This window comes from Niastella sp. OAS944, from assembly GCA_024809215.1.
In the GTDB taxonomy this organism is placed as follows: domain Bacteria; phylum Bacteroidota; class Bacteroidia; order Chitinophagales; family Chitinophagaceae; genus Niastella.
In genome coordinates, this window is the sequence record JANUBW010000004.1 from 550,623 (window position 1) to 564,215 (window position 13,593).

The 13,593-nt window shown below is 44.0% G+C and carries 8 protein-coding genes; all 8 read right to left on the bottom strand.

What is annotated here, in order from left to right:
• Positions 1 to 19: 19 nt before the first annotated feature.
• The 8 genes from GGD38_RS20485 to GGD38_RS20520 all read right to left on the bottom strand — a co-directional run bounded on the left by GGD38_RS20485 (position 20) and on the right by GGD38_RS20520 (position 13,353).
• Positions 20 to 3,106 (bottom strand): SusC/RagA family TonB-linked outer membrane protein, encoded by a 3,087-nt coding sequence (locus GGD38_RS20485; RefSeq protein ID WP_375302263.1) that lies wholly within the window; start codon positions 3,104 to 3,106, stop codon positions 20 to 22.
• Positions 3,107 to 3,507: 401 nt separating this feature from the next.
• Positions 3,508 to 3,846: a bacillithiol system redox-active protein YtxJ gene (gene ytxJ, locus GGD38_RS20490; RefSeq protein WP_375302264.1), complete on the bottom strand. Its 339-nt coding sequence runs from the start codon at positions 3,844 to 3,846 to the stop codon at positions 3,508 to 3,510.
• A 101-nt stretch (positions 3,847 to 3,947) separates the two neighbouring features.
• Positions 3,948 to 6,110: a DNA topoisomerase 3 gene (locus GGD38_RS20495; protein ID WP_375302265.1), complete on the bottom strand. Its 2,163-nt coding sequence runs from the start codon at positions 6,108 to 6,110 to the stop codon at positions 3,948 to 3,950.
• Positions 6,111 to 6,230: 120 nt separating this feature from the next.
• Positions 6,231 to 7,823 (bottom strand): RagB/SusD family nutrient uptake outer membrane protein, encoded by a 1,593-nt coding sequence (locus GGD38_RS20500; protein WP_375302266.1) that lies wholly within the window; start codon positions 7,821 to 7,823, stop codon positions 6,231 to 6,233.
• 11 nt (positions 7,824 to 7,834) lie between these two features.
• Positions 7,835 to 11,098, bottom strand: a complete 3,264-nt coding sequence (locus tag GGD38_RS20505) for a TonB-dependent receptor (protein ID WP_375302267.1) — start codon at positions 11,096 to 11,098, stop codon at positions 7,835 to 7,837.
• A 33-nt stretch (positions 11,099 to 11,131) separates the two neighbouring features.
• Complete coding sequence (locus GGD38_RS20510; protein ID WP_375302268.1) at positions 11,132 to 12,328, bottom strand: FecR domain-containing protein; 1,197 nt, start codon at positions 12,326 to 12,328, stop codon at positions 11,132 to 11,134.
• A gap of 57 nt (positions 12,329 to 12,385) precedes the next feature.
• Positions 12,386 to 12,997 carry an RNA polymerase sigma factor gene (locus tag GGD38_RS20515; protein ID WP_375302269.1) on the bottom strand — a complete coding sequence of 204 codons (612 nt, stop codon included), beginning with the start codon at positions 12,995 to 12,997 and terminating at the stop codon, positions 12,386 to 12,388.
• Positions 12,998 to 13,092: 95 nt separating this feature from the next.
• Complete coding sequence (locus GGD38_RS20520; protein ID WP_375302270.1) at positions 13,093 to 13,353, bottom strand: hypothetical protein; 261 nt, start codon at positions 13,351 to 13,353, stop codon at positions 13,093 to 13,095.
• Positions 13,354 to 13,593: the final 240 nt, after the last annotated feature.

Sequence of the window (13,593 nt, forward strand, 5' to 3'; positions counted from 1 at the left end):
TGATAGTTTAAGTTGAACATTACAGGCCTACCTGCAAGCCTACGGAAATAGTTTTCATTTGCGGATATTGATAATAGGTGGTACCATCTATCGACTGCTCGGGGTCCATACCCTGGTGGCCATAGAAGGTTAACAGGTTTTCGGCCAGTCCGTATACTTTGGCATTCTTCAAACCAATTCTCGACAATAAGGTGGTTGGAATATTATACCCTAACGATATCTGTTTCAGACGGGCATAGCTGGCATCGTACAGGAACCGGGTTGACGTAGAGGTCCAGCTAAGATCGTCTGTTGTAAAACGTGGTACATTGGTCTTTGTATTGTCGGGCGTCCAACGGCTAAGCAACTCAGGCGACCAGTTACGACCGGGCGCCAAGGGGCCGCTAAGCAAAGAAATATAATCGGCGTCGAGCACTTTACCACCAAGGCTATACGCAAATACAAACGACAACTCTATATCTTTATAACTGAGCGAGCTGGTTATACCACCGGTTACATCGGGCAATGCCGTACCGGCATAGTATTGTGAGCCCTGAGCATAAGTAGTAGTGGTTTCTTTTTTACCATCGGCTGTAGTAACATACCACAATGGGTTTCCGGTTTTCTCATCAACCCCGGCCCATTCGCGCAGCCAGAAATCGTATACAGATGTACCTACCATCAGCTTTTTAGAACCACTGATGATCTCTTTTTGTGGCAGCGAGGTGATCTCATTTTTATTGTGCGCTACATTAATTCCCACCACCCAACGCCAGTCGCGGTTACTTACCGGCACTACATTCAACTCCAGTTCCACACCGGTATTTTGCAGTTTGCCAATATTGGCGCTAACAGAAGTAAAACCGGTTGAACCTGCCAGTGGCCGCGAATACAACAGATCTTTACTTGTTCTTCTGTAATAGTTAATGGCACCATAAATGCGGTTCTTCAACAAACCGAAATCAACGCCTGCATTGAAGTTAAGATTGGTTTCCCATTTCAATTTGGGTGTTGGCAGGCGCGAGGTAATAACCCCACCACTACCAAGATTGTTCCTTATACTATAAAGGGCCAGGTAATTATAATAACCCGACAGGTTATCATTTCCCGAAGCACCATAACTTGCTTTTAAGGTCAATGCGCTCAACCAGTTCGCAGATTTCAAAAACTCTTCTTCTGAAATACGCCAGCTTGCACCGGTGCTCCAGAATGTACCCCAACGGCTATCGGGCGAAAAACGCGAAGAACCGTCGCGACGAACAGAGGCAGTAAAGAAGTACTTTCCAAGATAGTTGTATTGTCCCTGACCAAAAAAGCTCAGCTTGGTATATTCATCGGCAGTACCGGTAAAATCATTCAACTGTGATGCAGCCACGGGTTCATACAGATCGGGCAATGCAAACTTTTGCCTGCTGCCACTCAGGTCGCTCGAGTTCAACAAATAATACTCATGCCCCGCCAACAGGTTAATATGATGCGATTGTATATCTATATCATAGGTAATAATGTTGTTCCAGGTATAGGCAAGAAAGCGCGTACTGCTTTTACTTACCGCGCCGCCAATAGCAGCATCTTCACCTACCAGCGGGTTTGTATAGTACAATGAAGTTTTATTGATGTAATCGAGGTTGAAGCTTGTTTTAACTTTCAATGCTTTGGTGATGGCCGCTTCGAGGAAAGTGCGCGTCGATAAATTCTCATTGGTATTTCTCGATTTATTAAGCGGCAGGGATCCCATAAGGTTATAACGCGGCAAAGCGCCATTGGGCCTGTAAGTACCATAGTCATATTGCCTTTCACCATTGGCATCGAGTTTATAAGTGCCATCGGCATTGCGTTGAAATATTGGATAGAAGCTGGGAATGGTTCTGCCAAACAATACCACGTTCGATTGTTTTGAATCGCTCGACGTGGGATAATCTTGTGAAGAACTGGCCCCACTGAGATTGAGCCCTACTTTTAACCAGGGCTTGGCCTGCAAGGTCAGGTTACTTCTAAAATTATAACGTTTGAAACCAGATGCAAGAAAAGCGCCCTGGTTGTTCGTATAACCTGCACCTACATAATACGTACTTTTATCGCTTCCACCTGCAAAGCTCAATTGCGCCTGGGTGTATTTGGCATTCTGTTGCATGGCTTCTTCCCAATCATCATTCCATAGTGGGTGGGCGCCGGCAACGATCTTACCATCTGCCCCAACCGGCTCGGCATACGAAGGGCCGTATGGGTTTATGCTCAGGTTCGATACCAGCGTTTTACTTGCAGTAGCAGCTGCCTGTGCAGCGGTTTGTCCATTGCTAAGTGCTTTATTACGCAAGGCTTCCCAATACAATTCAAAGTACTGATCGGTGCCCAGCTTGTCGTAATCTTTTACGGCACGGCTGCTCCACCCCTGGTTAATGGTAGCATTTACAGTTCCTTCACCATTCTTTTTGCCTTGTTTAGTAGTAATAATGATAACGCCATTAGCAGCGCGTGAGCCATACAGGTTGGCGGACGTAGCATCTTTCAGTATACTGATAGTAGCAATATCTGCCGGATCGAGCGCACTGATATCACCCTCATACGGCGCGCCGTCTACCACATATAATGGCGCGCTGGAAGCATTGATGCTCCCTACCCCACGAATACGAATGGTAGAACTGTTTCCCGGCTGCCCGTTGGCTGAAGTGGATTGAATACCTGGAGCAAGCCCCTGCAGTGCATTGGTGATATTGGGCGTAAGCCGGTTGTTCACCTTATCGGCCGAAATGGTGGTTACAGCACCGGGGTAACCACTTCGCTTTACGGTAGTATAGGCAACCGCCACCACTTCATCCAGTGTATTATTAGCAGGCTTCAACAAAATGGTTATTTCTGTTTCACCGGCTTTTACTTCCAGTTCTGTAGTTTCTCTGCCTACATATGAAATGGTTAACCGCGCCTTATCGCCGGGCAATTCCAATTCAAAACGTCCCTGGTTATTGGTAACAGTTGGCCGCTCCGATCTATTTACGGCAACGGTAGCGCCTTCAAGCGGCTGTTTACTTTCTGCGGACAGCACCACTCCGCGTATTTGCCTTGTTTGTGCAGTTAGCCCTATACTGCATAGCAGCAGCAGCATGAGCAAGCCATAAGTCTTTAACATACATGTATTGGTTGATAATAGAAAATAACATCCCTTTTTGCCATCATTATGTATGATGACAATTGGCAAAGCAAGGCCTTACAGCCCGCCATGCAGACCATTCATTGTTCACTAGCAAGTGTTAAGTGTTGAGACCCCATACAGCAACCCAATGGGCAGCATGTACAGGTAGTACAGGAATTATCAGATGTTGCAAAGGCCACAAATATAAGAACACAACATTAAACCCACAAATATTGTAGACTAAACTAACGGGAACTATGTGTATGGTATTTGAAGTGGATGACTGAAGACAGCTTGATAATTATAGCTGCATGCATAAACACGCAACAAACAGAAAAGGCCCATACTTCATCTTTTAATGATGAAGTGTGGGCCTTAAGTATTAGTGCTTTTATTTATTACGACAAATGCTTAGCGATCACTGCCGGGTCAATGGCATGATGCGAAGAAGTATATACCACCTGTTTGTTTTTCAACAAAATGATCTGTGGGCTTTGGTGTGTAACCTTTAGCTCCTGGGCAACCAGGTTCGAAACAGGCCGGTAAGTAAGTAGATCGAGGTAATGAAAATCGGCTTTTTCAGCTATCAGGTCAAAACCCAATTCAAGACGGTGTTTTGCGTGTGCGCTGATACCGCAGGTGCGGCTATCCTTGAAGATGATCTGGGGTTTTTCGGCAGAATTTTCTAAAAGGGTATAGAAGTGCTCTTGCTCAGTTACGCTTTTCCAACTTTTCATACTGCAAAAATACGCAATCAAAATTTATTTTCACCCAAGCATATGTTAAGACCTGTTTTATAAGCGGATGAACAAAATAAGCCGTGAATTGTTACCGTACATTATTCCACTTCCAGCTCAAAAGCGGCATTCAGCATAAGTTTCCCTTCCGTCTCATTATCAGCACCTGTAAGCTTCCAACCCTTTATTTTACCTGTTTTTCCCTTGGTAAGCAGGTCGGCAATCTGCTTGTCGCTCAGCTTTTTACCAAAAGCTTCAAACGGTACTTTAAAACCGCAAACTTTGAAGTTGGCGCAGCCATAAGCCGTATTGCCTTTCTTTAACTGATGTGATTTGCATTTGGGGCATTGCAATTCTTCTATCACAATTGCCTTTTTCGGCTCTTTGGGTTTGGGTTCCTTTTTGGGTTTATCTTCTTTATCTTTTTCCTTTTCTTTATCTTTCTTCGCCGGCTGATCTTCGGCTACGGTGATCATTTTATAAGTAGCTGTTTTAACCTCAATGGTAAGGTCGATCACCATTTGTTTCAACTCCTGTTTAAAGGTCTCAATAGCGTATTCACCTTTTTCAATAAGTCGCAATTTGCGTTCCCAAATACCGGTAAGCTCCGGGCTTTTCAGTAATTCGGTTTGAATAGTATCTATGAGATCGATACCTGTTTGGGTGGCAAAAATATTCTTCTTGCGCTTTTCAATGTATTTGCGCCGGAACAGGGTCTCAATAATATTAGCACGTGTTGACGGGCGACCAATGCCGTTATCTTTCAATAACTCGCGCATTTCTTCATCTTCTACCTGTTTACCTGCCGTTTCCATAGCGCGTAACAAGGTAGCCTCGGTATATGCTTTGGGTGGTGAAGTTTTACCCTTATGTATGCGGGGCGTGTGCGGACCGCTCTCCCCTACCACAAATACCGGCAATATTTTTTCTTCTTCCTCTTCTTTTTCTTTGTCGTCTTTGTCTTTTTTTTCTTTTACGTCGTTGGCATATACTTCCTTCCAGCCCGGTTCAAGAATTTGTTTGCCGGTTACTTTAAAAGGCACCTGCCCCACCTTGCCCAACACGGTTGTATTAGAGATCTTACATTCGGGATAGAACACCGCAATAAAACGCCTTGCCACCAGGTCGTAAATACGCTTTTCTTCGTGCCCCAGCCCCGATGGGTATACGCCGGTAGGAATAATGGCGTGGTGATCGGTAACCTTTTTATCGTCGAAAACCGTTTTTAATTTCGGAATGGGATTGGCAAGCACCGGCGCTATCAATGCAGCATACGGCGTCATGTCTTTCAAAATGCCTTCCACCTTAGGGTACATATCGTCGGGCAGATAAGTGGTATCTACGCGCGGATAGGTAACCAGTTTCTTTTCGTACAGGCTTTGAATATATTTCAGCGTATCGTCGGCTGAGTAGGCATATCTCTTATTTGCATCCACCTGTAAAGCGGTAAGGTCGTACAGGCGCGGGTTACCTTCTTTACCTTCTTTTTTCTCAAATGAAGTGATCTCAAAAGGATGTTCCTTTAAATAGGCCAGTCCTTTTTCGGCACGGTCAAGCACTTTTATACGGTCAATGGCGGCGGTGAATTCCGTTTCGCGATAAATAGTTTTTAACTCCCAATACTCTTCTGTTTTAAACGCATCGATCTCTTTTTGGCGGGCAACGATCATGGCCAGTGTAGGCGTTTGTACGCGGCCTATGGAAAGCACCGCTTTACCCTGGGCAAATTTTTTGGTGAACAACCGGGTGGCGTTCATTCCCAGCAACCAGTCGCCAATGGCCCGGGCGCTGCCGGCTGCGTATAAATTGTCGTATTGGCTTGAATCTTTTAGCTTTTGAAACCCTTCCCTAATGGCCTGTTCGGTAAGGGAAGAGATCCATAATCGCTTTACAGGGGCCTTGCATTGGGCTTTTAACAGCACCCAGCGCTGAATAAGTTCCCCTTCCTGGCCGGCGTCACCACAGTTTATCACTTCCTCACACTGGGTCACCAGTTGCTCTATAACCTTGAATTGCTTTTGAACGCCGTCGTTATTGATAAGTTTGATACCGTAGCTGGGCGGTATCATGGGAAGGTCTTCCAGCCGCCAGTATTTCCACTGTTCGGTATAGTCGTGCGGTTCTTTGAGGGTACAGAAATGCCCGAAGGTCCAGGTAACCTGGTAGCCATTGCCTTCCAGGTATCCTTCCTTACGTTCTTTGGCGCCAATAACTGCCGCAATGTCGCGGGCTACGCTGGGCTTTTCTGCAATGCAAACCTTCATAGTGCGTTAAAGTGCGCAAATGTCGGAAATTTTCTGGTTTGCTAAACCGGGTAATCTGAACGGGGGATAAACAATAAAAGCCTGTTAACAACAGGCCTTTATTATTGATTGAATTTACTTTTAATACAGATCATTCTGCTCCATGGTGGGGTTGGCAAGAATTTCGCCTTGCGGAATAGGCCAGCGATAATCGCGTGCTACATTGCATGAGCGAACTTCCACTTTAACCGGTTCATTGGTGGCAGGGTTAATGGCGCCATATACCTGACCGTTCATTAGGTCGCCTAATATTCCCCAGCGACGAATATCATAAAAGCGGCCGCCTTCAAAAGCGAGTTCCGACTGACGTTCACGGCGCACCAGTTCCCTCAGTTTTGCCTGCGAATTATAAACAGTAACATTTACAGCCGGCATGGTGGCGCGGGCGCGTATGTCGTTTAAATATTTAACTACATCGGGATGGCTCCATTGGTCCAGCTCTATCAGCGCTTCAACATAATTTAGCATTACTTCGGCATACCTGATGATCATATAATCGAGCGTGCGTGTTCCGGTGCGATCTTTGGGATCGAGGTATTTATTCACCCAAAAACCGGTAGCCGTTGCATTTTGAGCGCCAATTTTGTCGGCATTGGATTCTGCCATATCAAATGGCTTCAATACATACGATGAATAGGTTTGCCCGGGCAATAGAACGGAAGCGGTCAAACGCGGATCGCGGTTGTTTTTGTAATTGGGATCTCTTTGATAAATAGCTATGGAATCGGCACCAAGTTCCCAAATCGCTTTGCCTTGTTTGGTCTCATAATTATTCACCACTGCCGCGGTTGGCGACACAACGGTTTTTCCACCCACACCCGCCGGCGCAAACGTATTCCACTGGCCGCCGCCGCTGGTGTTTTCTCTAAAGAAAATTCTTTCTTTATTCAGTTCACCGGTGTACAGGAACAGATCGGCATAACTGTTCTTTGGGTTAGAAGCGGTCTTATATAATTCATATACATTCAGGTCGATCACCTTTTTGGCAGCATCCCTGGCTATTTCATATTTCTTATAAAACAAAGCCAGCCGGCTGATCAACGACCAGCAGGCGCCGGCTGTTATTCTTTTAAGATCTGCATTCACATATACGGCCGGAAGATTATTGGCACAGTCGGTCAATTCACTTACTACGAAATTATATACCTCTTCTTCTTTGCTTCTTTGGAGATAACTTTCTGCAGGTGTTACCGATGCGGTTACAATTGGAATACCGCCAAAGAACATCAGCAGTTCCATATGGTAATAAGCCCGCAATGCTTTTGCTTCATATTTATAGCGGGCTTTCAGCGTATCATCCATAACACAGCGATCAACGTTTTCCAGAAAGCGGCAGGCGCGGCGAATGTCTTTAAAATCATCCTGCCAAATGCCTGCACCTACATTCCAGGTAGTGTTATGAATTCCTTTTACATAAGATTCATAATCACCTCTTGTGCTCTGGCGGGCCACGGCTTCATCACTCAATGCCGATAAGAACATCAACTGCCGGCCCGATGAGCCATCGGGAATACCCGCATAAACAGAATTAAGCGCATTGGTGGCATCGGCAGAAGTGTTCCACCATTCAGCATCGGTTATACTTGTGGGATGATCGTGTTGAAGAAATTTTTTACAACCGGAAAAGATGAACGATCCGGCAGCAAACGATATTATTAGTGTAATGTATTTCATGTTGTGGCGAATTAAAATTGAATGTTACAACCTACCGTGTATGTTTTCATAATACCATATGTCCATTGGTTACCGCGGCTTTCAGGATCCGTTAATTTATGATCTGTAAACGTGAACGGGTTTTGGGCATTGAAGTACATACGCATGGAACTTACACCTGCGCGTTTTAGTAATGCCGAATTGAAATTATACCCAAGCTGAATATATTTCATCCGCAGGTAAGCGCCATTTTGAAACCAAAAGTCTGACGATAACTTATTATTTGCCGGTGTTGTTGACAGGCGGGGAAACCGGGCGTCTGTACGATCGGGCGTCCAGTAATGCGCCGCATAATATTTTGTAGGCACTCCACCATCTTTACTAAGGTCTAACGGCAATGCAAACATATCTAGCAGTACTGCATCACTTTTGCCAGTACCCTGTAACAAGAACTCAAGGTCGAGCTTTTTATATGATACCCTGAAATTGGAAAAGTAATTTAATTGCGGTACGGGATTACCTATCAATCCCTGATCGGCGTCATCGATGCGGCCGTTCCCGCTCATGTCTACATACTTTATATCACCGGGCGCGGCACCGGTTAAAGTTGGCACCAATGCCTTACCGGTGTTATCAAAATCACTTTGTTGCAACAGGCCGTCGGTCGTATAACCATATATACTGCCAATACTGCTACCCACCTGGTTTATGATAGTGCCCGCTTTATTGATATACGGACCAGCCTGCAGGTTTAATATTGTATTGGTATTGTATGAAAAGCCGGGACGAACAGAGATGCTGAGGTCTTTTGCTATTTTTGCATTGTAATTCACCGACAGTTCCCAACCTTTGTTCTTTACCCGGCCTGCATTTACCGGTACGGTGTCTTCAAAACCGCCAACAAGCGGCAGGGCCGGATTGAGAATAATATCGTTGGTTATTTTATCGTAATAATCAATAGTAATGTCAAGCTTGCCATTAAACAAACCAATATCAGCACCTGCATCGAACATATGAACGGTTTCCCAGGTGATGTTGGGGTTACCATAGGTAGTCTCCAGGCCATTTGACGTATTTACCAGCGTTTGGTATTTATATAAGCCTATATTTTCATTACCCAGGTATCCGTAAGAACCTCTAAGTTTCAGATTGTTGATGAAAGAAACATCTTTCAGGAAATTCTCATTGTGTACATTCCAGCCAACGGCAACCGAAGGAAAGAAACCGAACTTATTATTATCGCTAAACCTTGAAGATCCATCGGTACGTACGGTCCCTTCTATCAGGTATTTGTTTGCATAAGAATAATTCAATTTTGCGTAGCCCGAGATCAGCGACGACACATCCCAGTCGCCTGAATTGGTTTCTTCCTGTGAATAGCCGGCCATAGCAAATATTGAATGATCACCCATATCGAGTGTATAATCGGCAGTGGCGCCCAGATAATAATAAGTAGTTCTTTTAGACGATACCGTTCTTTGCATGGCCCAGGTTTGCAGTAACTGGCCGGTGTAATAATCAAAGAAGTTATAGGTATTACGGGTATCGCGGTTAATATCACTGTTCAACCTGAAGCTAAACTGGCCGCGCAGGTTCAGTCCTGGCATTACCCGCCATTTGGGTTGCAGATTGATACTTGTTTGGCCACTCTCATATTTTTTTTGTCCGCCTTTTTCGGCGTACGCAACGGGATTAACAATATCTACATAACGCCCATAAATGAGGGGTTTGCCATCTACCATGGGATATTTGGGCAATACGGTTGGCGGCACACGGTAAATATCTTCCAGCAACCGGTTACCAAACCCATCGGCAGATGATGTTCGGTTGGGGGTAAGGGTATTTCGTTTAATGGCCAGCATATCGAGGTTAATAACGAAATTCTTGCTAAGTGTAATGGAAGTATTGGCCCTGATATTAAACCGGCCCATATTGTTTATTGGCAACATGCCCTTCTGATAAATGTAATTACCGGTCAATGCAAAACGGGCGATATTATTACCGCCACTTACCGAAAGCGAATGGCTGGTAATAGGCGCCCGTTGATCTATTACTTCATCGATCCAATTGGTATTGGGATATTTTACCGGGTCAATACCTGCTATAGTGTTTGTAATAGTACTATCGGCATAGGTAGGTTGTTTACCGGCGTTCACCTGCGCCTCGTTATACATACGCATATACTCCGGCGCCTCTACAGCTTTGGGTAAATTGGTTGGCGATTGCACGCCAACATAGCCATCATATGTAACAGATATTTTACCCGGTGTTCCTCTTTTTGTAGTAACTACAATTACGCCATTAGCGGCTCTGGCGCCATAAATAGATGCAGCAGCAGCATCTTTTAACACCGTAACACTTTGTACGGTTACGGGATCAATATGGTTCATATCCATGGGAATACCATCTACCAGAACAAGCGGATCGGAAACGCCCAGTGTGCTGATGCCCCTGATCTTTATGGCAGCAGCATCACCGCCCGGCAATCCCGAGCTTTGGGTAACCTGTAAACCGGTTACACCACCCTGTAAACTTTGCGATAAGGTTGTAATTGGTTTTCCGGCAATATTCGAAGAAACATCGAGCTGTGCTACTGAACTGGCAATGTGTTTCTTTTTCTGCTCAGAAAGCCCCACTACTACTACCTGTTCAAGGGCGCCTACATCTTCCTTCATAGAAATGGTAAGGGCATTTTCACCTTTCGAAACAGTAAATTCAACGGCTTTAAAATTCACCCTTGTAAATACAAGCACATCGTACCGGTTCACCTTAATATTAAAATAACCATCTGCATCGGTGGTGGTGCTTACAGCAGAACCTTTAATGGTAACCGTAACACCCGGCATGGCAACAGGCGGCTCATGGGTATCGTATACCCGCCCCCGGATAGACAGTGTTGAATCGCGCCGGTTACCTGTATGAACTACTTCTTCTTTTGGCGTAATAACTATCTGCCGGCCATTGATGGACCAGGTTAAACCGGTTTCGCTCAACGCCTGTTTAAGTACATCGGCCACAGGTGTGTTCTTTACATTAAACCGTATTACCTTTTTTATTTCCTTTTTCAACAGCTTGTCGCGGTAAAAAATAAGATAATCGGTTTGTTTTTGAATTTCTTCAAACAGTTCGGGTAAGGTAGCATTGCGCAGATCGAGATTTACCCGGGTATTCTGCGACCACGATTTGGCCGATACGCTCAGCATACAAATGAACAATAGAAATGCGGTAAGCTTGATCTTTAAAAATAGCAGGCCCTTACGTCCCGGCGGGGGACATATACAGCAAGTCAAATTCATACAATAGCGGTTAGTTAATGAATAATTATTTCTTTATTTTTTTAAAATCAGTTTTCGGTCTATTGGTGAATAAATATAGGGGGTACCGAGGCAGATAAGGTTCATAACATCGTCGATACTATTTTGAAGATCGAGCCTGCCGGAAAAGGTTTCATCGCTATGGGCCAGGTTTTTGGTATCAATATAGGCGTCGTAATATCTTGAAATACGTTTTACGATCTTTTCAAGGGGCGCTTGTCTGAATATCAGATAGCCGTCTTTCCACGAAACAAATTCATCTGTTTTAACAGCAGAAACGGCAATATTATCTGTACCAGCGCTAAAGCTGGCCATGTTGCCGGGTGTTAGTTGTTTTGTAAGCACACCCGTATTTCCGTTAGCGGTTAAAGCCACACTTCCCTTTACCAATACCACATTACTATGCTCATCATCGTCATATGCGCTTACATTAAATCCTGTACCCAATACATTTACCGTAATATTTTTTGTACTTACCAAAAACGAGCGGGCAGCATCGTGTGTAACTTCAAAGTAGGCTTCACCGGTAAGTTCAACCTTTCTTTCATTGCCGGAAAATGCGGTTGGATATTTTAATGAAGAAGCCGTATTAAGCCATACCATGGTACCATCTGCCAGCATTACCCGCACCATTCTGACGCCGCGCGGCACTGTAAGGGTGTGATAAGTAATTTCAGTGTTATTAGCTAAGCTAGAATCATATGCTATTTGACCATCGCCCAGTTTTATAATATTTGAGCTGTCATTTATGATGGCGTCATTACCGGTTTTACCCAGTTCAATTCGTTCGCCACTGGCCAGGGTTATATATGCACCTGTTGAATTTGTTGTGCTTGTTTGTGCAGATGGCTCGGTTTGCCTTGCCACATTTTTTTCTGCGCCTCTTTTATAAAGAAAAAACCAGCCTGCCCCCATTAATAATAGGACGGCAGCTGCCTCCGCTATTCTGAAATATATTCGTTTATAGATCCTGTTAACAGGCGGCTGAATAGACAGCAATAGATTTGCCCGCAACCGGTTGCTGGTTTCTGCGGGCGCTTCGACGCTCGCTTCCATTGCTTTATTAAATTCAGCTTGTAGTGATTGAAGCATAACCCGGTTTGAGGCATCTTGCTGAAGCCATTGCATCAACTCTTCCACTTGTTGTGGGGTGCAGGTATTATTGAGATATGCAGTTAAAAGCTGGTTGTAATGATCATTCATTTCGGGCATAAGCAGTTGTTAGCTTATATATAATATCCCAAAATGACCATGGAGGGTGGGTGGTCTTTAAAAAAATATTTCTGAAGCAAAAGTTATCATAAACAAATAGCTGGTTGAAGCATCGCCATACTGTTCAAAATGTTCCTTTATGAGTTTCATGGCCAATACCATATGTTCTTTTACGGTGTTGCGGGAGATCCCCAATTCATTGGCAACCTGGTCATAGGTCTTTCCTTCTTCACGGCATAACCTGAACACTTTTTGACGTTGGGGCGATAAATTATTGATGGCAGTTTGCAAAATAGATTCATATTGCTGCCATAACAATTTCAGATCAGCGTCCGCAACCGATTGCGTAAGTTGCTGCATAACTTCAACCCGCAAATTTTCGTCAACGGCCATCTTTTTTAATAACTTAAAAACACTATTGCGACAAATACGATAGAGATAAGCTTTGAAAGAAAGTTCGGGGTTGATGCGGTCCTTAATTTCCCATATTTTAAGGAATACATCCTGCAAAACATCCTCAGCAATGGCAGGTGATTTTACAAAACGAAGTATATAATGATAAAGTGCTGAATGGTAATGGTTATACAAGGCCAGGAATGCATCGCTATCGCCTTGTTGTAACTTAACTAATACCGTTTGCTCGTGATATGTTTCTGTTGATGTGGTCACTTGAATAAAAATCCTAAAATAAAGGAACAGGAATATCTAATTCGTAAGCTACGAAAAAGGTAACAATTTATTAAAGAAACTGCAAGCGGTCGTTATTAAAGACATTCATTCCTGACCTTTATGTGTTTATTTTTCAGTTGCGTCTTTAAGGAAAGCCAGGTTTTTGTTTTAAGCGTATCGGCAGGATATAACTTATCGTTGTATTCATTGGTAATTACCCGTAAACAAATGGGCATTTTATACCGGGTCTCAAAAACAACTTCTCTAATGTCTGTAAGCCGGTATGCATCTTTTTTCCAAAAGAAATTACGATTCTTCACTACCAGAAAGCTATCTGACAATTTAAGATAATGCATTTGCCAGGAAAAGTTATAAATGATAAAGGCTAACACCGAAGAAAGAAAACTGATTTATTAAAGGAGATTTGCCGGTCATTGATCTTTATTACCGGAACATTCTTAAAATACCTGTAGGTTAAGTATATAACGATACCTGTTATAATAACCCCAAATACAATTCCGGAGTTGCCCGATCGCCCCGTTTTTTTAGCAAAGATCATTAATGCGCTTATGGTCAAAAAGAAAAGGGGTAGAAAG